This window comes from Paenibacillus sp. JNUCC 34 (assembly GCF_058269055.1).
Map to the genome: position 1 here is coordinate 4,651,276 of NZ_CM177770.1, position 20,112 is coordinate 4,671,387.

Consider the following 20,112-nt stretch of genomic DNA (forward strand, 5'->3'; position numbering starts at 1 on the left):
AATATATTATCTTTTATCCAACAGCCTTGACAGCAGATTGCCAGTAAATTGGATCGACTGAACCAGTATGATCATGATAATGATCGTAAACACCATAATTTCCGTCTCAAATCTCTGATATCCGTAACGGATCGCAAAATCGCCCACACCGCCTCCGCCAACAATTCCCATCACCGTCGAATAGGATATAAAGCTGATCGTAGATGTTGTCAGTCCCAGTACGAGTCCCGAACGAGCTTCCACATACAGAAATTTAAAGATCAACTGCAGCGTTGATGCGCCCATAGAAGAGGCTGTCACGGTCACTTCCTTCGGAACGTCGAGCAGTGATTGCTCCACCAGCCTGGAATAATAGGCTACTGCAACCACGGATAACGGTACCGCTGCCGCCATTGTGCCGATGGACGTTCCGACCAGCATACGGGTAAACGGGATCATGATGACCACAAGCAGCAGGAAAGGAAACGAGCGAATGATGTTCACTGCCCCATTTAACAGGGAGAATATGAGCGCATTCTCATAGAGCTGTCCCTTTCGGCACAGATATAATAGTGTTCCTACCGGAAGACCCAGTATTATAGCCGCAGCGATAGATATGCCGACCATAAAAAACGTTTCTCCGATCGCTTTCCATATTTCTGACTGATACTGCGCCACATAAGCAAAATAGTCATTCACATATTGCACCATTTCGTTCAAAAAATCAATCATTAGCTTGAACCTCCACCGGATTTGTTTCCGTCAAATGGCCGTTGTCCATGACCGAAACATGCCTGCAAATCCGGTTTACCACATTCATCTCATGCGTAACCATCACAACCGTAACCCCGTAACGCTCATTTACGTGACTCAGCACATCAAGGATACCGGAAGTGGTCTGTGAATCCAAAGCTGAAGTTGGCTCATCACAGAGCAGTACCCTGGGACGGTTCGCCAATGCCCGGGCAATCGCGACTCTCTGCTTCTGTCCACCGCTAAGCTGGGCGGGATATTGGTCCATTTTATCCCAGAGTCCGACAAAATGTAGGTATTCCTCCATCCGATTGAGCCTTTCCTTTTTCTGTACACCTGCAAGCTCTAACGGTAAGACTACATTTCCGCCTACGGTCCGGTTGCTAATCAGATTAAAATGCTGAAAGATCATTCCGATGGATCTTCTTGCCTCTCGGAGCTGTCTATTCCCGAGCCCAGTTAAATCGCGTTTATCCACAATCACACGTCCGGAATCGGGTCTTTCCAGAACATTCATTAAGCGAAGAAGTGTCGATTTACCAGCACCGCTCGCTCCTATAATGCCGTGAATATCCCCCTCTTCAATGCTTAGGGTGACGGAGTCAATGGCCAAAAAACGCTTGTTCGGAGGTCCGAAACTTTTACTCACCTGCTGTAAGGATATCATAATGTACCTCCCTAACTACTTCTACAAGCACTGTATGTATAAGCACAAGAAGAAACGGTTCACGTCCTTCCAAGGACGAAACCGTTTCTCGTGAAAGCAATAATAATCATATCACAAATTTGAACTAAGTGGTCTTTTTTATAGAGTAAAGCAATGTTTGGGATTTTGTAACGTCAAGACAAGTACAGTTGGTGACCGTACATTTCCGTTAGCTTCTTAACTGCCCGCTCCAGAATGGTCTCATCAAATCCTTCCAAGGCTTCGATCGCTTTAATCTTCTCAGACGGAGAACTTTCTTTATTCAAGTGCAGGCTCCAGTTTACAATATTCTGGACGGTTTCTTCCGGCTCTAACTGCTGGAAATAAATATGAGCCTTGTACAAATAACTTTCCGCATGTTCCGGCATAATGTTCAGCACCTCGTCAAAAGCTTCCAATGCAGCCTCCTCGTCGTTATCCTTGTAATGGATTTGACCCAAGCGATAATATGCACCCGGATGCCCGGGCTGAAGCTCAAGAAAGCTCATAATATCCATTCTGGCTCTTGTATAATCCATCATTGAGAGGTAAATGCCGCTACGGAGGCTGTAAAGCCCTGCATAACTTGGGTCCAGCTCAATCCCTTGGGTACAGTCCGATAGTCCTCTGTCCAATTGTTCCGTCTCCAAAAAGCAGATCGCACGAAATTCATATAATCTCGGATTGCCAGGATTCGCATGAATGACTTTCGTATAAGCATCAATCGCCAGCTCCCACAATCCCATCTCTTTATAAATATGGCCGCTTGCAGTTAAATAGGTCGGATGTTCTGCAAAATCAGGGTCCAGTGAAACGGCTTTCTGGAGCTCAAGCAATGCTTCTTCATTCTTGCCCTGCAGATACTTAACATAACTTTGTTTATTATGAATTTCTGGTAGGTCGCTGAGCTTCAACGCATCATTCAACGCCTGTTCCGCTAAAGGCAGATCACCCATTTCAATACAGATATCAGCACGCTGCGTATAGTTTGCAGGGTCATCATTTTCCATCTCAAGCAATTTGTCATTCAACTGAATAGCCTTGTCATTCTGTCCCATGCGATAAAAGCTATCGGCCATCCAGTAGCATACCAATGGAGATTCCGGATGCAAGCGGTACAGCTTCGTTACTACTTCTGTCGCTTTTTCCTCTGAATCTTCCTCTCTGTGCAATCTAGCAAGCTCGAAATAGGCGCGGAAGTCGTTCGGATCTTGATGAAGCGCCAGCTCCAAATCTTCTTTAGCCTGATGGTTTTTACCCCAGGCTGCATAGATTTCCGCCCGTTTCAAATAAAGCTCCACCGCACCGGCGTATTTCTGCAACCCTTCCGACGCTGCAGCGACCCCTTTCTCATATTGACCAAGCTGCAGGTACAGATCGGCAAGCAGCCTCCGAAAGGAAAAGCTCTCCTTCATCTGACGCTGAAATGTCATGAAAGCACCATAGCTGTAATTCGTACTTGCATCAAACAGCCCGTAGCCTTGATCCGCCTCGGCTTCATAGCGGTTAGCCAGCTCAATTCCTTGCCGCAATACAGTTAAAGCTTCCTCTACCGAATCAATCAGATCCAGACATCTGGCCAACATGAAGTAATACATCGGGATAACCCGATCCGGAAGACTGATACTTTCCTTGAAGCAAGCAACAGCTTCTGCTGGGTTGCCGCTCTCATAATACGTCATACCTAACTCATAATAGGTTGAGATGACAGTACTCCGATCCTCCCGCTTAATCGATTCCTTTAAATCTCGAATCGCTTCGTCGTATTTCCCTAAATCCTTATACGCTATGCCTCTCGTATACCAAGTTAAATAATTGTCGCCATCTAAAAGGATAGCTTCATTCAGATCAGTTATCGCTTCCTCTTCCCGATTCATCTCACGCAAAATATGCGCCCGCCGCTCGTAGGCTTTTCCCGCACCTTTCCATTCAATAATCTGCCCTAAGTATTCCACTGCTTCATCAGAATGCCCAGTATTATGTAGCAGTTCGGCGTATATGATCTGGTCACTTAAAGATTGAATAGCCTTTTGACCTTTCCTCATGTATTTGAGCGCCTTCTCCGTATCTTGACGCCTGCGATAATAGTTACCAATTCTGAGCCAGATCCTATCGATAAAAACCATATCTCTCACCCTTTAAGTAAACTTGATTGACGTATCTATTATTTTGACGATAAGAGAAGGAATTGTCCAGACATTAATCCGATTTTTTCCAGTTGTTTCAATTTTGTTTCGAAAGCTATGTGTGGTTAATATTGACAAATTTTAAGATTTGGATTTTAATTATGAATATAAAATAATTTCATTCATAAATTCACAATGGAGTGTGAGACGAAGTATGCCCCGGTTCAACGAACAAGAGAAAGCAAAGATCCGGCTGGATCTGCAGCAAAAAGGAAAGCATTTATTTTCCGTATTTGGATTAAAAAAAACGAGCATTGCCGATCTGACAAAAGCAGCCGGCATTGCTCAAGGAACGTTCTATTTGTTTTATTCATCCAAGGAGGAACTGTACTTTGAATTGCTAGAGCAGGAAGAAGAGATGATTCGCGGACAGATGGCCGAAACATATTTTAATGGTGGTCCCCTCAGCCGTGAACGTTTCAAGCAATTTCTGCGCGAGTCACTTACCGTGCTGGAGAGTAACCCCTTTTTAAGGCAGCTGTACGATGAAGAGTTCGCGGAGTCTTTATTCCGGAAACTCCCGGCTGAGAAACTGGAAAGCAACTTCACCAAGGATGCAGACGACCTGCTGCCAGTAATCAAGAAAGGACAGCAGCAGGGATGGATTAAACCTCAAAATCCCGAGGTGATTGTCAGTATGATTCGCTCGTTTATTCTACTGTCCCTGCAAAAGCATCTTATCGGGGATAAACACTACCGCGATACCATGAATCTGTTCATTGATTTGATTACGGACGGCCTAATTATCGAAACGAAGGAGATAGAGCCATGATTGATGTGAAGGAGCTTCGCTTCCACTATCCCGGTCATAAGCACTACACGCTGAAAGGCTTAAATTTTCATATCCCTCAAGGAGAAATATTCGGGTTTCTCGGGCCGTCGGGTGCCGGAAAGAGCACGACCCAGAAAATACTGATCGGCATGCTGAAGCAGTACGAAGGCAGTGTCTGCATTTTGGGCAAGCAGCTGAGGAACCATGGGCGGGAGTACTACAACTCGATCGGCGTTGCCTTTGAATTCCCCAACTTCTACAGCCAGTTTACGGCACTGGAAAATCTGAACCTGTTTCGCTCCTTATATAACGTTCCCACAGATGAACCCGAGCATCTACTCGCTCAGTTATCGCTGGAGGAATATGGGCGGACGAAAGTGTCCGATTTTTCAAAAGGCATGAAAATGCGCCTGAACTTATGCCGAGCGCTCATGCATCGTCCGGATATATTGTTCCTTGACGAACCCACCTCGGGGCTCGACCCTGTGAACGCAAGCACCGTAAAAGAAATCATTTTGCAGCAAAAAGCTCTTGGAAAAACTGTCATTCTAACAACGCATAACATGCATGCCGCCGAAGAGATCTGCGACAGAGTCGCTTTTATCGTGGACGGTGAGATCAAGCTGATCGACGCGCCTCGGGAGCTTAAAGTGAGAGAAGGAAAAAAGGCAGTATCCGTGGAGTACAGGGAAGGAACATTGCTCAAGCGTGCCGATTATCAGCTGGACGGTATCGCGGATAACGAAGCATTTCATTTACTTCTGCGGAGCGGCTCCATCGAGACAATCCACACGCAGGAAGCGACGCTTGATCAACTGTTTATCCAAGTAACAGGGAGAACTCTGACATGAAGCATCAGACCACTGCACCTCCTACTCTTCGGCTTCGTCAATTCGGTGCTCGGCAGTTTGCCTGCTCATGGAGGCAGGATATCAAACTTCAGCTGCGCCATCATTTTTATACCGCTTATCTGCTGATCAGCCTCGCCTATCTCATTCTATTAAACATGATCCCTGAGAATCAGCAGGTAATGTGGAGTATACTCCTGACATTTTCAGATCCAAGCATGCTCGGCTTCTTTTTTATTGGTGGTCTTATCCTGCTCGAAAAAGGACAGCATATCCACGACAATCTGTTTGTTACCCCGTATCCGCTTGGAGCATACATTTGGTCAAAAACACTTTCACTAACTTGTCTGTCACTGATGAGCAGCCTTGCCATCCATATTGGTACGTTTGGTCTCCATCGAAACATGATAATACTGATCATCGCTGTTATGCTAACGTCTGTTTTTTTTACTTTGGTTGGACTTGGAGTTGCAGTACGCTGTCATACCATGAACGGATTCTTCTTCTCGTCGATCCTTGTCTCCACCATTCTGGTGTTACCCGTTATGGACACGCTGCATATTTTTTCAAGCAAAGTTTTCTTGTTTTTTCCGGCTGGTGCCTCGCTTCTGCTGCTCCAATCGGTTTTTGAACCGGTACAAACAGTTGACACCATCTTTGCGATCATCGTTTTGCTCGTATGGATCGGCATTGCTTTCGGCTGGTCTCATCGGTCCATGCAATTATTATTATGGGGTTTTAAAAAAGGAGGGCTCACGGTATGAACCGGGCCGTACAAATGCTGCAACGTGATATAAAACAGGTCGGACGCGATCCGATGCTTGTGTTCATCACTGTCGCTCCTTTATTACTGGTGCTGGCGCTTAAATATGGGGTGCCCATCATCACTTCTCTTTTGCTCTCAGCTGATTTCCAATTATCGGCGCATTATGGCATCATATACGGAACCTCCATTCTTCTTATTCCGCTTATCATCGGTGTGATGGCCGGACTAATGATGCTTGACGAAAGAGATGAGCAGTTAATTGCTTATTATGCTGTTACTCCCATCACGCAGCAAGGATATTTTCTCCACCGATTAACGCTGCCGACGCTGCTGTCCGGCATTTATATTGTTCTGGCTTTTCTAATGGTCGGTTACTCGTCCTGGAGCCCAATTCAATATGGTTTGGCTCTACCCATGCTTCTGATCGAGGGCCCGATCATGGCATTACTCCTCGTTTCCTTTGCGTCCAACAAAGTGGAGGGACTTGCGTTATCTAAAATAGGAGGGCTGCTGGTTTTTGTACCCGTACTATCTTACTTCTTGCCAGAGCCCTGGCGCTGGGGCTCGGCCGTACTACCGACCTTTTGGGTCGCTGAGCTGTTTACGCTGCCCAACAGCATGCCATGGAATGAGCCAAAGTTGATTGCTGCAGGATTCACAGGTTTAGTTGTGCACCTTGTCTGGTTCAGGATATTGTTCAGGCGATATTTACGCCGGATCGCCTGAAACTGTGGTCATTATTTTAACAGGAACTCTGATTCAAACTGTGATTGATATCAGTACACCTTATGAATGACATCCTCAAAATCCGGATCTTTCATATCAATGTCGTCCAGCTCCCCCCAACTGCCGAGCTCCTTCATCACTTCCAGCGTATTGATCTCTCGGCGGTTGGCCTCCACTGTAACCGTGCTTCCCGCAACGTTTACGATACGGATCGCGGCTTGTGCCCGTTCAGCGGTCACCGTCCCGGATGGACTCGGATTCCATATAGTCTGGCTTCCCATTCCGTACTGATCCGGTACTTGAAAAACGCCGCGGTAGGTAACGGTGATCAGAGTTGGCAGCCCGATCGTATCCCGGAGCGATTGAATCGTCCCGTCATACGTCAGCTCTCCGTTGTTGATGACCATGACGCGGCTACACAGCTGCTCGATATCGTCCATGTCATGTGTTGTGAGCAGTACAGTCTTGCCAAAATCCTTGTTCAACTTCGTCAGAAACTCGCGGATACTCCGTTTAGCATTCACATCCAGGCCGATCGTCGGCTCATCCAGGAACAAGAGATCCGGGTCATGCAGCATGGCTGCGGCGAGGTCCGCGCGCATGCGCTGCCCAAGCGACAGCTTGCGCACTGGCGTTTCCCAGAATGTGTGCAGCTCCAGTAGCTCGGAAAACTGATGGAGTCTCCGCTTCTTATCCGTTTCGCTCACTTCGTACATTTTAGCCAGAATATCGTAAGAATCTTTAACTGGCAGGTCCCACCACAGCTGACTCCGTTGACCGAACACGACCCCCAGGTTTTTCACAACGCGACGGCGTTCCTTATGCGGATTCATTCCGCTTATTAGCACTTCGCCCGATGTCGGGTGCAAGATACCTGATAGCATTTTGATCGTCGTGGATTTCCCGGCTCCATTAGGCCCGATATATCCAAGGAACTCCCCTTGCTCCACTTGAAAGCTGATGCCGCGCACGGCCTCCTTCGTCTTGTATTCCCTTGTGAAGAGGGTCCTCAGACCGGAGAAGCGACCCTCCTTGACAACAGGCGTTTTAAACTCCTTGCGTATGTCCCGAACTTCAATCATCGTTCACTCCTCCTTTAACTTCCAGCACTTTGGTATTTGGTCATGCCGAATTTCCAAAATCTTAAACTTAAGGCCAAACAAACCCCCGCGGCTGCTGCCGTGGCGATAAATACCCAGGGTCCGAGCTCACCACGCAATATGTAAAGGGATGGAACATAGTTAACGAACCCGATAGGAATGACAACGAGCAGAATGGTTGACATCCATTTCGGATACAGACTGAGCGGATAACGGACTGCCGTGCCTGCGGCATCCTCCGTAATGGTCTGCAGTTCGCTGATCCGAGTCGTCCAAAAGCCGCATGTTGCAGTTGCAAGCCCGATCGAGAACAAGATCACCGCCCCCGTGCCGATAATAAACAAGGTTTGCGGGACAGCGATCCAGCCCACCTGTCCGCTAGCGATCATGCCGCCGAGGGACCACGCCAGCAGAAACCCGCCTTGAAGAACTTCACCGAGCATAATGCGAAAATTTTGCGGCATCAGTGCTAGTAACACCGGCATCGGCCGGGTCAAGAGCTGGTCGAGCTCTCCGGTAACAAGATATTTTTCGAGATGATGCACTTCATCTGCAAAAGTCCGGTACACCGTCTTGGATAGGGTCATCACTGCAAACAAATAGCCGACTTCATACATGGACCAGCCTTGAATAGCACCGAATTTATGCAGCACGATGGCTACCATCAGAAATTCGGAAATTTGAATGAGCGCGGCCAGAAATGAGGCGAGAATAAAGTTGAACTTATACTGCATGCGACTTTTAATACTCGTACGAATCAGCATACCGTACAAGGAAATCATTGATTTTATCGTCATCCCCCCTGCACCTCCACCTTTCGACGTAAAAACCCAGTTATCAGCAAGCAGGCAAGCGTCAGCAGCAGACACCAAAACAACGTTCCCCATAAGGCGGAAACGCTACCTAAACCAAGATAGAATCGTGTTGGGACATACAGCAGGTAAGGATACGGCGACAGCCAGGCGATACGTTCCAGCCAGTCCGGCAGCCATTCAATCGGAATGAAAAAGCCCGCGAGCAGGTTGATCATGGCATGATTACCCCAATATAGCCATGAAGATTCCGTTGTCCACAAAGCGGACGCGCCGATCAGGTAATTAATGCAAATGGACAGATAGGCGGCTCCAGCCAAAGCAATGGCTGCGTAAAGAAGAGAAATAGCTTGTTCCGGGAGAGAGAGTGAAAAAGCGAAGTAATACACCACATAGATCGGAATGGACTTGTACACGAACTGATAGGCAATCTGCCCCCACTCCCTGGCCATCAAATGACTAAACAAGTGCACAGGACGCATCAGGTCAAGTGAGATATGACCCGTCCTGACGGATTGAGGGATGCCGAGACCATTCGTGATGAAACTGGAGACCCATAGTGCAGATTGGGTAAAAGCGATGTAACTCACCATTCCCTGCGTTCCGTACTCTCCAAGCGTGTAGTCGGCTCCGAGACCGATCCAGATACAGGCGTACATGAAACCAAACATAGCACTCGCAATGTTGTGAACCATGTGCGCACCCCGGTATTGTAAATTCCGGGCATAGGCTTTGGAAGCCAGCGTGAAATAAAGCATGTGACACCTCCGATAAGTTGTTTGGACGGCGGACCCGCCCACTTCAGACAAGGCGAAAATGAGAGAAGGACAATAGCATACCAAATCATTCCACAAGTGGCAACCTATTTTTTGCAACCGATGTCATTTATAAAAACGTACCTAACAAAAAACGCCGGAAACAGGAACCTATCCTGTCCATCCGGCGTTATATTATAACCCCTGCTATTTAAGCAATTCCTCGTACTGTGACAACACATGATCCAGCTCGTCAAAGCGGACAAAACGAGCGATACGGTATACTTCCTTCCCCTCGTAAAACAGCAGTACCGTCGGTGCGGAAAGTGCCAAATACGCTGAGGCCACATCAGGAGCGTCCTCCATATATACGTAAATGCCGGTCACATCAGGCCGGGACTCTAGCATAAGGGAAACCTTAGCCTCCACAGATTCGCACACACCGCATTGACCCGTTTTAATGATGAGCAGGACGAGCGGTTCGTTCTCGGTCACCTGATTTATTTCACTTGACGATCTCATTTGCCGCAAATTCATCCACCTCCGTTCCAGATAAACTTAAAGCACCGTTGAAACGGCCTCATAGCGCCTTTATCAACGGTGGCTTTGAAGTTAAATATACAACTCTCAAGCTAACTTCACATGGCAGCCCGCTTCAATTGACTGTGGTACAGCTCGCTATAGAATCCACCTTGCTGAAGGAGCTCATCATGCGATCCCTGCTCCAGCAGCCGTCCTTCTTTAAGCACCAATATTCGGTCCGCTTGGCGGATCGTGTTCAGTCGGTGCGCGATAACAAAGCTCGTTCTTCCTTTCATAAGACGCTGCAATCCCTCTTGAATCTTGATTTCTGTCACGGTATCAATGCTGCTGGTCGCTTCATCCAGCACAAGCATAGAAGGATTGGCAAGAATTGCCCGGGCAATAGCGAGCAGCTGCTTCTGGCCTTGGCTGATTCCACTTCCTCCCTGCTTGAGCACCTTATCGTACCCATCATTCAGACGCATGATAAAAGAGTGTGCATTGGCAAGCTTTGCGGCCTCTTCGACTTCCTCATCACTTGCATCAAGCCGTCCGAAACGGATATTGTCCCGGATCGTTCCTTCAAACAGAAATGAATCCTGCAATACGAATGCCATATGAGATCGCAGACTCTCCCGCTGGATGGACGACAAATCACGTCCGTCCAGCGTAATGATCCCGCCATCCGGATCATAGAACCGTGACAGCAGCTGAATTAATGTAGTTTTGCCTGCTCCTGTCGGTCCGACCAAGGCGATCATCTCTCCGGGTTTCGCCTCAAATGTGATACCTTCCAGCGTGTCGCCGTCTTTTTCATACGAAAACGAGACGTCTTTGAAGGAGACGGCCCCCTTCACGCTTGCGAGCTTTACAGCAGCACCTTCATCTTTGGCCTCGACCTCTTCATCGAGCACTTCGAATACCCGCTCTGCCCCTGCGATGGCAGACAGCAGCGTATTCCACTGGTTCGCCAGATCATTCAGCGGTCTTGTGAACTGCCTTGCATAGCTCTCAAAAATAATGATAACTCCAATCGTGATATAGCCCTTAATGGCCATAATACCGCCAATACCGGCTACAATTGCAAAGCTAAGGTTGTTCAAACCATTCATTAACTTTGGAATGAAGCCCGAAATCGTCTGTGCCCAAAAGCCGGACATACGGATCTTGGCATTACGTTCCCCGAACTCGCGGATAACCCGATCCTCTTGAGAGAAGGCTTTAATAATGCGCTGCCCGGAGAGCGTCTCTTCGATGTAACCGTTCAGCTCCCCTAAGTTGCGCTGCCGTTCCTTGAAGAGCGGACCTGTGCGGCGCGTAATCCAGCGCATACCGAGGGCCATAAGCGGTACCACCAGAAACGTGAGCAGCGTCAGCAGCGGACTAAGCCATAGCATGACCGACAGCGTGCCGACCAGTGTCAGCACACTGGAGAAGATCTGAATCGCAGAGCTGTTCAGCGTGGAGCTTACATTTTCGATATCATTAGTCAGGCGGCTCATAATTTCGCCCTGCTGTCTTTTTCCATAGAACGGGATCGGGAGCCGGTGCAGATGTGAAAACAGATCCATTCGCATCCGGTACACCGTTTCTTGTGCGATCCCAATCATCCATATGTTGTGAAGCCAGGTGGTAAGCGCCTGAAGCACATATACAACCGCGAGTCCGATCAAAAAATATATCCATGAAGGCCCGGCGGATCCCCCGGTTTTGCTAGCGTCCCCCAAAAATTCATCCACGGCAACACCAATCAAATACGGCCCCAAAAGCGCCAGTCCCGAACTGAGCATTACCATAAGCAGGACAAGGGAAAGCTTGCCCTTCCTACTTGCCAGATATGACCATATCCTTCCCAGTGTGGCCGACCAATTTTTTGCTTTGGCGCCAGACTTCCGACTGAATATGCCTTTGCCTTCCCCCAGCTCAAACTTCGGCCTCGGGTGACGGAACGGTTCAGTGAATGTTTTGAACATGTTGTGCCTCCTCCCCGTATTGAGACTCATAAATGCGGCGATACAGCGAGGAGTCTGTCATCAGCGCTTCATGATTTCCTTGTGCAATTAAACGTCCGTCATCCAGCAGCAAAATCAGATCCGCCGTTGTGGTAGAACTGATCTTCTGTGTTATGAGGAAAGTCGTGCATGAAAGATCTTTTAACGCGTCCAGAAGGGCTCCTTCCGTCCGCACATCCAAAGCGCTTGTACTGTCATCAAGAATCAAAATGGCAGGCTTGCGCACGAGTGCCCTCGCAATCGACAGACGCTGTTTTTGGCCTCCGGACAAATTCACGCCCCGCTGGCCAAGCATCGTTTCATACCCTTTCGGAAGACGTTCAATCGTCTCATGAATTTGCGCTCTTTTGGCAGCGTCTACAATTTCATCCATGCTCGCGTCTTCTCTGCCCCAAGCGATATTGTCCCTTACCGTTCCCGAGAACAGCAGCACTTCTTGCGGAACGTAGCCGATACTTTTACGGAGCCGCTCAGGATCCAGCTCACTGGCCTCCCCTCCGTCTATGTAGACAACTCCAGAATCTTCCTCGTATAATCGCGGAATCAACTGAACGACTGAAGATTTTCCAGAGCCAGTCGCGCCCATAATTGCGATTCGCTCACCGGGGCGAGCTTGGAACGATATGTCAGTAAGCACCGCGATATCACTGCCCGGGTAGCTAAAGCTAACGTTATCGAATTTTACCGAGCCTTGAACAGGCTTTGCTCCAACCTTTCCCGCCTCTGGTCCAGACATCTGGTTCTCATAGGCATCATTCTCCGTATCCAAAACCTCCTCTACACGCTGCGCCGACGCACGTGCTCGTGACAGCACCATGACCAGACCGGATAAAGCCGACATGGCACCTATACAACGCAAAGTATAGTTCAGTACGGCAACCACTTCGCCAATTGAAGCGCTGCCGGAGATGATATCTTTTCGGCCAAACCACAATACCGCCATAATCGCCGCATTCATGACGATCAGTATAAAAGGCATCGTCCGCTCTGTCATCCGCAGCGTGGATACCGTCCCTTTCATTAGACGCTCCGAGGAATTAGCAAAGCGTTTGATCTCGTGTCCCATCCGGACAAAAACGCGAATGAGCCGGATTCCCGTCAAGTTTTCCTGAATAACGCCGTTCACCGCATCAAGCCGCTGCTGCACATTACGAAAAGAGACGGCCGCTTTTTTCATAACCCAGGCGATAAAAATAAACAGCGCGGGTACCGTCAGCACAAGCCACACTCCCAAACGGACGTTGACTACAAGCGCCATAATAATGCTTCCAGTCACCACAAGTGGCACCCGGGTCATAAACCGCAGCCCCATAAACACCGTATCCTGGATTTGCGTAACGTCCCCAGTCAGCCGCGTAATCAAAGACGAGGTCGCAAAACGGTTAAACACTGAGTATGAAAAAGACTGCACCTTGTCATACAGCCTGTCCCGCATATCGTATCCGAGCCCCTGGCTCGTATGTGCGGCGAAAAAAGAACTCGCAACTCCCGCCCCGAATGCGATCAGCGCACTAAACGTCAGTATGCCTCCCCACATCCATACAACCGACAAATTCTCCTGCTGTATGCCGTCATCAATAATTTTGGAAATGATGAGCGGCTGGACCAATTCCAGCGAAAGCTCAATCAGCATCATCGTAAGAGCCGCTATTGCGGCAACTCGGTACTTCTTTAAAAAGGAAAAGACTATACCCATTCACATACCTCCGACTGTTGGCCCTGATGCTGCACGTTCAAGCGAAGGCCTCTTTAGTAGCATTACTAGTTCGTTCCACTGCTAATATGTATATTATAACGTATTTTTCCACCTTAATCGGTTAGATAAGGAAATTTCAAATTTATGTTATCTCCAATTTTATGTTATCAAAGCGTTAGCTTTGATAACAAGCTTCTTACTCTTTCTTGCGGAGAGAGAAGGTTTTTTATTGGAAAATTGCAGCAGCACCGGGCAGGGAGCTAAATTTTCGCCTCTATTTCTTCGATATAGTAGATAGCAACTCGGAAAGAAGATGATGCAATGAACCTACCGCAGACATTCACATTAAATGAAGATGGATACACCTTGATCCAGAAGTTGGTTCAATTTCGAATGGATGAAGATCTCGCGTATGAATATCATGGACTCAGAGTTATTGAAGAAAAACAGCAGAATATCGCGCAAAAGAACGGTATCTTTCACTCACTGAACAAGGCACATAAGAACCATGCAGCCTCCAAGATGCTTGAACGAATCCGTAAAAAAGAAGAATGGAAGGCGTACTGGGAAGCCAAAAACTTGATCTCGCTGCCGGAAATTCTTAGGGATGCTGCAATTGAGCAGCTGATAAACGATTTCAGCGCAACGGCCGAAGGCCGGATACAGCTGTTTCTCATCATGCAAGAAGTCATACATACACCGATCTATTACGATATGGATCACTTCAAAGATGCCGGCGAGGAAACCAACTTTGAAGCTCATATCGATAAAATCTCCCACCTGTGCGGGTTCGGCCCATGGGGCAAAAAAGTTTATAAAGATACGGAGAAGTTTTTTAAAGATATTAAAGATGAAGGCGGAAAAATGCCCAAATGGGGCATCACTGGCCTTGTGGGTGTCGGATCGATTGCTGCTGTACTCACCCTGCCCGTCATCGCGCCCGCTGTTGGAGGATTGCTTGGTCTTTCCGGTGCTGCGGCCACGACAACAGGTCTCACAATGCTCGGCGGCGGATCGATTGCTGCAGGCGTCGGGATGGTGGGCGGAATGACTGTGCTTGTCGGCGGCAGCAGTCTGCTCGGTGTGGTCTCCGGGGGTACCGTTGGTAAAATACTGAGCCAGATTCCACAAGAGGCTGTTGCTCTAAACATCGTCAAGGTGATAAACCTCATTCATTACCTGAAATCAGACGACAACCGCGATCAGGCTGTAACCATAGATATCTTGATCAAAGCGCAAGAAATGTTTCTGGAATTCAAGCATCAAATCGAGCGAGAAATGCTGTTAACCGGCATTTATAACACTAAAAAAGAAATGATGCAGATGACCCATATTCTGAACCGGGCGTTCCGGCAGTTAATAAAATAATAGAAGACGGGCTCCGCGGTTCATGCGGAGCCCGTCTTCTATTATTCATTTGAAATCATAGCTAGCTATGATTTATTTTGAACAACCCACTCTATCGTTTCATTCAATTTCTGTAGCAGCTGAGGATCCTCCTGCCCTCATATTTCTGACATCCTGTCACCTCATTTATTCAGAGTCCATTCTGTCTTACTATGGATGACAATTTTGCCCTTCTCCACGGCCCTAAGGAATTGGTTTCGGGTGCTACGCATCAGCAAAACCTTTTCTGTCTCACTGCGCCTTTTTGAGGAGGCAGAGGTCTTGATCCAAGAAATCCGTTCCTTGTTGGGGGCGTTAATATAGAGTTGTGATATGTCCATCTCGATCATACAAAAACGCCTCCTTCGAAAAGTGAAGATACATTTAAATTATCTCATTCCAATGGGAAATACAACAATCCTACTCCACCGATTTCAACGCTTCAATCATATCGATGCGTTTCAGCTTGTAATGCATGGACAGCATTACGATACCCGAGAACAGCAGAGTCAACGCGGCAGCATAACCATAACTCATCCACTCGATAGTTCTACTGAACATCATGGCATCCACCTCAGCCGTTTGCAGCACGAACCCGTGAAGCCATATCCCGAGGAAATTGCCTGCGATTATGCCGAGCACGGTCAGAATCATATTCTCCCGGTAGATGTACATGGTAACTTCATTATCGTAAAAGCCCAGCACTTTAATGGTGGACAGCTCTCGAATCCGCTCCGACACATTAATGTTGGTCAGGTTGTACAATACAACAAAAGCCAAAGCTGCTGCAGATATGATAAGCACGACCACAACAACATTCATACTGTCCATAGTGTCTTCAAAAGCGCTGCTTACCCCGCTCGTAAAACTCACCATGCCAACCCGTTTGTTTGCGGTCAGCTTTTCGCCGAAAGCATCCTCCCATTCCGAACGGGTATCCTTGTAAGTCAACAGCTGTGTGTTTACTTTCGGTTCCTTACCAAAGACCGATTCATAGTAAGCAGGCGTCATATACAGATAGTGCATGGCATAGTTCTCCGTTATACCTGCTATCTTAACCTCAAATGGATCATTGTTGTTGTTTTGGATGGTCAGCATATCTCCGATTTTCACATCGTATAGTCTGGCCAGCTTTTCCGATACTACAGCCCCTTGATCAGACAGCGGTACACTCTTGTCCGACTTCCTTTCCTTCAGCGTCACAAAATCGCTCAGCTTATCCGGTGATTCTGGAACAAACAGTGTTACATCCTGACTGTTGACACCCTTAGCCGATACCTTCATCGCATCCTGCGTTACGTTCAGCACACCTGTCAGTTCCGGCGTTTGATCGATCAACTTGTCATAATCCTGCTTCAACTGCTCGCTACTATCATCCTGAAAAGCGACTATCGCATTATATTTCATAATTTTTCCGAACTGCAGCGGCGCAATATCCCCAATCGAATCCTTCAGGCCAAAACCTGTCAGGATAAGTGCGGTACAGCCTGCCACACCACATACGGTCATAAACATACGCTGTTTATAACGGAATAGATTGCGCGCTGTTACTTTCCCTGTAAATCCAAGGCGCTTCCATATAAAACCTATCCGTTCCAGTAGTATACGCTGACCGCTCTTCGGCGCTCTCGGCCGCATGAGTACGGAAGCATTGCTACGAAGCTCCACTCTTGCCACAATAAGCGCAGTCATCGTTGTGCACAGCAGCGCAACGACAACCGATATAACACTGTAGCTCGTATAGAAGCTTGTCCGTATACTCGGCAAGTTGTATAAAGCACCGTAAGCGTCAAAGATAATATTCGGAAAGAGGGTATACCCTATAGCCAATCCAGCGGCGGTTGCCATAACACTAGCTAATGTGGCGTACACCAGAAATTTTTTCATAATATCTCTGTTGTTATATCCGAGCGCTTTCAGTGTTCCAATCTGCAGCCTCTGCTCCTCCACCATACGTGTCATCGTTGTCAGACTGACCAATGCTGCAATCAGGAAAAAGAATACAGGAAATGCGGTTGCGATAGACGCCAGACGGTCCGCGTTATCACTATACTCGGTGTATCCCGGATTGATGCTGCGGTCAAACACATATGTCTTGGGACGCTCGAGTTCATTCAGCTCTTTTTGTCCCTCAGCCAAATCCTTTTGCCCGTCAGCGATTTTACGGTCGGCCTTCTGCTTCTCTTCCTCATAAGTAGCAAGTCCTTTATCATATTCGGCTTGCCCTTGATCCAGCTCCGCCTTAGCTAAAGCCAGCTTCTCTTCTCCCTGCTGTCTAGCTATTGCAAGATCTGATTGACCTTGTTTAAGCTCTGCCTCGCCTTGCGCCAGTTCACGTTCGCCAGTACGAAGCTGAGCCTGTCCTTCTTCCAGCTGTTGCTTTCGGGTGTCCAGCTCCTGCTGCGCGGATCGAAGCTTCTGAGCCCCCTGATTTAGTCCCTGCTCAAAAGAGGCAGTCGCACCGTTTAATGTTGTGGCATCCACCGCACCGTTCAAATATCCGGTGACGGCCTGCCCTAACCCCGCATTCGCCGCTCCCGAAGCGGCAATAAGCTGCTGCTTCTGTTCCGCAGGTATCGAATCGGGCGGCATCTTCGCAATCTGCTTCAGTGATTTCACCAGCTCTTGCCCTTGTGCCAGCTGAGGCTCGGAAGTTTTCTTTTGGGCATCTAACTTAGCTTGGCCTGACTTGATCTGAGCTTGTCCATCGGCGATACGCTTTCGGTTACGCTCCAAATCTGCCTTGCCCTTTTCGATTTCTCTAGCCGCCGAATCCAGCTTCGCTTGTCCGCTCGCCAGCTCCGATTGCAGCTTATCTACGCCTTCCTGATAGCTTCGGCGTCCATCATCCAGTTTAGCTTTGGCATCCGCAAGCTCCTGCTGAGCATCAGCCAGCTGCTGCTTGGCATCATCGATTTTTAGCTGGGCTTCATCCAGCTTCTCCTGCCCCTCATCCCGAATTTCCTTCAAACGCTCCTCAGGTTGTCCCTTGAGCGCTTGCTCCACCTGCTCTTTATCCTTCTCAATAAGATCGTCATATTCGGGCGTATATGGTGCAAGATCTGTTGTATCCTTAAAGTCTATATAAGCTTCGGTATACACGGGCAGATTGAAATCTTCCTGGGGAACGACTACGAAAGCATCCGCCGTTCCCTTGCCAATGCTGCTGTTCCCACGCCCCATATTCCCTATGAACATAGGGCTTCTGACGGTTCCGACTACCTTATAACTCACCTTGCCGAACGTATCCTTCAGATCCGCCTCAGGGTCCGGATTCGTAAAGGTAATCGTATCACCCAGCTTATAAAGGCTTCCCAACTTACCGTTATCATCGAGGGCAATTTCACCGGATGATTGTGGCAATCTACCTGACATTACTTTATACCGGTTAAGATGATTGTCTTGCTGATTGGAAAATACTTTTGCAATAAGTCCGCTATCACCTAAGAAGACATCCGAGCTGTAACCAGGCTGCACCTCCGATACACCTGGGACCTGTTCAAGGGTAGCGATATCCTTTTCCCGCAGGCCATATGTAGATTGCACCTTCAAATCCATCAATCGAAGCTCTTTATAATAATGTTCTGCAGTATTCAACATGTCGGGGCCAGTAGCTTTAATCCCTGCGAAAAAACCGACACCGAGCATGATAATGGCAAAAATGGACAAAAACCGCGCCTTGGTCCGCCATATTTCCCGGAAAATATCGCTCCATAATGCTCTTTTTTTCAAGTAATTAGCCCCTTACCATTCGATGTGGTCGACTGAGACCGGATTCGGGTTCTGCACGATTTTCCGGACCTTTGCGTTGTTGATCTCGATGACCCGGTCAGCCATAGGCGCGATTGCCGAGTTATGTGTAATAACGATAACTGTCGTTCCGGTATTCCGGCATGTATCCTGTAGCAGCTTCAGTACCTGCTTACCTGTGTTATAGTCCAGTGCTCCAGTCGGCTCATCACACAAGAGCAGCTTGGGCTGCTTGGCAAGTGCTCTCGCGATCGCCACTCGCTGCTGTTCTCCGCCGGAGAGCTGTGCCGGAAAATTGTTTAGACGCTCTCCCAGCCCGACATCTATTAGTACCTGCTCCGCATCTAAAGCACGTGGGGAAATCTGGGAAGCGAGTTCAACATTTTCTTTTGTCGTAAGGTTCGGCACCAAATTGTAAAACTGAAACACAAATCCGACATCCGTTCGTCGGTATCCGGTAAGCTCTTTGCTGTTAAACCGGGCTATATCTGTTCCGTCCACCAGAACCTGCCCTTCATCTGCCGTATCCATGCCTCCCAATATATTCAGTACCGTAGATTTGCCCGCGCCGCTGGGACCTACAATAATGGCGAACTCCCCTTTTTCAATCTCAAAATCAATCCCGTCATTCGCTACAATGGTGGTCTCCCCCATCTGATAACGTTTATATTCATTTTTAATAGACACAAATGCCACTCTACCCACTCCCTTCTGGCGATTGCTCCTCTGGCTTTCTCTTAACTTCAACTTGTAACCAAGTGTAACAAAAAACATCGACCAATAAAAACAGAGAAGCCTTTGAAACCGGCATGGTCACACAATGTTTTGATTTTGGATATAAATTTAGAATGTCTATTGAGGCTCAAATCCAAAATCAGTGCTTTCATTAAGCAATGAAGCCGCTACGTGTATGGATCGTTCTTACGATCGCTGTTGTCCCCAAATTCCTTATGAATCAACTTTTAAAGTGGATGAAATTCGGGGACAAAGGCGAACGCTTCGCTTCTTCAAATCGATTCCATCCCCTCCGCTACTTTGCTTTTTATGTCAAGAACTGATTATAAGATTGAGCCTCTATTGAATATTCAAACTTAAATAATCCCTGTAAAGCAAATATTGTATGTAATACGTTTATGTTAGTAGATTCATATCTACATAAGTTGAACTAAAGATTGTTAGTCTGAGCATCACTACGAATGCGGATTATTCTTCCAATCGTTGTTGCCCCCAGATTTTTTTATGTATTTATATAATCGTTAAAATCCGGTGACAGTCTATGCTTCCGATGCGAGCTTTCCTGTGGAAAGCTTTCGGGCGACCACTTACGTTTCTCCAGAATAATTCCGCCTTCTCCGTTGAAGTTT

The 20,112-nt window shown here is 47.7% G+C and carries 16 protein-coding genes; 5 read left to right on the forward strand and 11 right to left on the reverse strand.

Features of this window, described 5'->3' with window-relative positions:
- Positions 1-6: 6 nt before the first annotated feature.
- From AC2TF5_RS21835 to AC2TF5_RS21845, 3 genes are all read right to left on the reverse strand, one after another.
- Complete coding sequence (locus tag AC2TF5_RS21835; protein WP_491299224.1) at positions 7-711, reverse strand: methionine ABC transporter permease; 705 nt, start codon at positions 709-711, stop codon at positions 7-9.
- Positions 704-1,399 carry a methionine ABC transporter ATP-binding protein gene (locus tag AC2TF5_RS21840; RefSeq protein WP_491299225.1) on the reverse strand — a complete coding sequence of 232 codons (696 nt, stop codon included), beginning with the start codon at positions 1,397-1,399 and terminating at the stop codon, positions 704-706. Before AC2TF5_RS21840 ends, AC2TF5_RS21835 begins: the two co-directional genes overlap by 8 nt.
- Positions 1,400-1,572: 173 nt before the next feature.
- On the reverse strand, positions 1,573-3,462 hold the full coding sequence (locus tag AC2TF5_RS21845) for a tetratricopeptide repeat protein (RefSeq protein WP_491299226.1): 1,890 nt from the start codon (positions 3,460-3,462) through the stop codon (positions 1,573-1,575).
- Positions 3,463-3,757: 295 nt separating this feature from the next.
- On the opposite strand from AC2TF5_RS21845, the gene AC2TF5_RS21850 reads away from it, so the two are divergent.
- From AC2TF5_RS21850 to AC2TF5_RS21865, 4 genes are read left to right on the forward strand one after another with little or no spacing between them, the layout of a single operon-like run.
- Positions 3,758-4,375 carry a TetR/AcrR family transcriptional regulator gene (locus tag AC2TF5_RS21850; RefSeq protein WP_491299227.1) on the forward strand — a complete coding sequence of 206 codons (618 nt, stop codon included), beginning with the start codon at positions 3,758-3,760 and terminating at the stop codon, positions 4,373-4,375.
- A complete protein-coding gene (locus AC2TF5_RS21855; protein ID WP_491299228.1) occupies positions 4,372-5,226 on the forward strand; it encodes an ABC transporter ATP-binding protein in 855 nt (284 codons plus the stop codon). The genes AC2TF5_RS21850 and AC2TF5_RS21855 overlap by 4 nt, the downstream gene beginning before the upstream one ends.
- Positions 5,223-5,987, forward strand: coding sequence for a fluoroquinolone export ABC transporter permease subunit (locus AC2TF5_RS21860; protein WP_491299229.1), 765 nt, complete (start codon positions 5,223-5,225; stop codon positions 5,985-5,987). Before AC2TF5_RS21855 ends, AC2TF5_RS21860 begins: the two co-directional genes overlap by 4 nt.
- Positions 5,984-6,715 (forward strand): Rv2686c family ABC transporter permease subunit, encoded by a 732-nt coding sequence (locus tag AC2TF5_RS21865; protein ID WP_491299230.1) that lies wholly within the window; start codon positions 5,984-5,986, stop codon positions 6,713-6,715. Before AC2TF5_RS21860 ends, AC2TF5_RS21865 begins: the two co-directional genes overlap by 4 nt.
- 50 nt (positions 6,716-6,765) lie before the next feature.
- Here the strand turns inward: AC2TF5_RS21865 and AC2TF5_RS21870 are convergent, their stop codons facing one another.
- The 6 genes from AC2TF5_RS21870 to AC2TF5_RS21895 form a co-directional block, all read right to left on the reverse strand.
- Entirely contained in the window at positions 6,766-7,797 is a 1,032-nt protein-coding gene (locus AC2TF5_RS21870) for an ABC transporter ATP-binding protein (RefSeq protein WP_491299231.1), read from the reverse strand.
- Between the two features lie 14 nt (positions 7,798-7,811).
- Positions 7,812-8,612 (reverse strand): ABC transporter permease, encoded by an 801-nt coding sequence (locus AC2TF5_RS21875; protein WP_491299232.1) that lies wholly within the window; start codon positions 8,610-8,612, stop codon positions 7,812-7,814.
- Complete coding sequence (locus AC2TF5_RS21880) at positions 8,609-9,385, reverse strand: ABC transporter permease (RefSeq protein ID WP_491299233.1); 777 nt, start codon at positions 9,383-9,385, stop codon at positions 8,609-8,611. The genes AC2TF5_RS21875 and AC2TF5_RS21880 overlap by 4 nt, the downstream gene beginning before the upstream one ends.
- Positions 9,386-9,589: 204 nt before the next feature.
- On the reverse strand, positions 9,590-9,919 hold the full coding sequence (locus AC2TF5_RS21885; RefSeq protein WP_491299234.1) for a thioredoxin family protein: 330 nt from the start codon (positions 9,917-9,919) through the stop codon (positions 9,590-9,592).
- Between the two features lie 101 nt (positions 9,920-10,020).
- The gene (locus AC2TF5_RS21890; protein ID WP_491299235.1) at positions 10,021-11,877 is read right to left on the reverse strand and encodes an ABC transporter ATP-binding protein; all 1,857 of its coding nucleotides are present in this window, start codon (positions 11,875-11,877) and stop codon (positions 10,021-10,023) included.
- Positions 11,858-13,612 carry an ABC transporter ATP-binding protein gene (locus AC2TF5_RS21895; protein WP_491299236.1) on the reverse strand — a complete coding sequence of 585 codons (1,755 nt, stop codon included), beginning with the start codon at positions 13,610-13,612 and terminating at the stop codon, positions 11,858-11,860. Before AC2TF5_RS21895 ends, AC2TF5_RS21890 begins: the two co-directional genes overlap by 20 nt.
- Before the next feature lie 321 nt (positions 13,613-13,933).
- Here AC2TF5_RS21895 and AC2TF5_RS21900 point away from each other — a divergent pair, with 321 nt between their 5' ends.
- Positions 13,934-14,980 carry a hypothetical protein gene (locus AC2TF5_RS21900; protein ID WP_491299237.1) on the forward strand — a complete coding sequence of 349 codons (1,047 nt, stop codon included), beginning with the start codon at positions 13,934-13,936 and terminating at the stop codon, positions 14,978-14,980.
- 438 nt (positions 14,981-15,418) lie between these two features.
- On the opposite strand, the gene AC2TF5_RS21905 is transcribed toward AC2TF5_RS21900, so the two are convergent.
- The gene (locus AC2TF5_RS21905) at positions 15,419-18,730 is read right to left on the reverse strand and encodes an FtsX-like permease family protein (RefSeq protein WP_491299238.1); all 3,312 of its coding nucleotides are present in this window, start codon (positions 18,728-18,730) and stop codon (positions 15,419-15,421) included.
- Between the two features lie 12 nt (positions 18,731-18,742).
- Positions 18,743-19,402, reverse strand: coding sequence for an ABC transporter ATP-binding protein (locus tag AC2TF5_RS21910; RefSeq protein WP_491302963.1), 660 nt, complete (start codon positions 19,400-19,402; stop codon positions 18,743-18,745).
- Positions 19,403-20,112 lie beyond the last annotated feature (710 nt).

Excerpts from the sequence above, each read along its gene's own strand:
- AC2TF5_RS21875 (WP_491299232.1), bottom strand. The coding sequence starts at position 8,612 with ATGACGATAAAATCAATGATTTCCTTGTACGGTATGCTGATTCGTACG.
- AC2TF5_RS21880 (WP_491299233.1), bottom strand. The coding sequence starts at position 9,385 with ATGCTTTATTTCACGCTGGCTTCCAAAGCCTATGCCCGGAATTTACAA.
- AC2TF5_RS21895 (WP_491299236.1), bottom strand. The coding sequence starts at position 13,612 with ATGGGTATAGTCTTTTCCTTTTTAAAGAAGTACCGAGTTGCCGCAATA.
- AC2TF5_RS21845 (WP_491299226.1), bottom strand. The coding sequence starts at position 3,462 with ATGAGGAAAGGTCAAAAGGCTATTCAATCTTTAAGTGACCAGATCATA.
- AC2TF5_RS21900 (WP_491299237.1), top strand. The coding sequence starts at position 13,934 with ATGAACCTACCGCAGACATTCACATTAAATGAAGATGGATACACCTTG.
- AC2TF5_RS21885 (WP_491299234.1), bottom strand. The coding sequence starts at position 9,919 with ATGAATTTGCGGCAAATGAGATCGTCAAGTGAAATAAATCAGGTGACC.
- AC2TF5_RS21870 (WP_491299231.1), bottom strand. The coding sequence starts at position 7,797 with ATGATTGAAGTTCGGGACATACGCAAGGAGTTTAAAACGCCTGTTGTC.
- AC2TF5_RS21890 (WP_491299235.1), bottom strand. The coding sequence starts at position 11,877 with ATGTTCAAAACATTCACTGAACCGTTCCGTCACCCGAGGCCGAAGTTT.
- AC2TF5_RS21835 (WP_491299224.1), bottom strand. The coding sequence starts at position 711 with ATGATTGATTTTTTGAACGAAATGGTGCAATATGTGAATGACTATTTT.
- AC2TF5_RS21865 (WP_491299230.1), top strand. The coding sequence starts at position 5,984 with ATGAACCGGGCCGTACAAATGCTGCAACGTGATATAAAACAGGTCGGA.
- AC2TF5_RS21840 (WP_491299225.1), bottom strand. The coding sequence starts at position 1,399 with ATGATATCCTTACAGCAGGTGAGTAAAAGTTTCGGACCTCCGAACAAG.
- AC2TF5_RS21850 (WP_491299227.1), top strand. The coding sequence starts at position 3,758 with ATGCCCCGGTTCAACGAACAAGAGAAAGCAAAGATCCGGCTGGATCTG.
- AC2TF5_RS21860 (WP_491299229.1), top strand. The coding sequence starts at position 5,223 with ATGAAGCATCAGACCACTGCACCTCCTACTCTTCGGCTTCGTCAATTC.
- AC2TF5_RS21855 (WP_491299228.1), top strand. The coding sequence starts at position 4,372 with ATGATTGATGTGAAGGAGCTTCGCTTCCACTATCCCGGTCATAAGCAC.
- AC2TF5_RS21910 (WP_491302963.1), bottom strand. The coding sequence starts at position 19,402 with ATGGGGGAGACCACCATTGTAGCGAATGACGGGATTGATTTTGAGATT.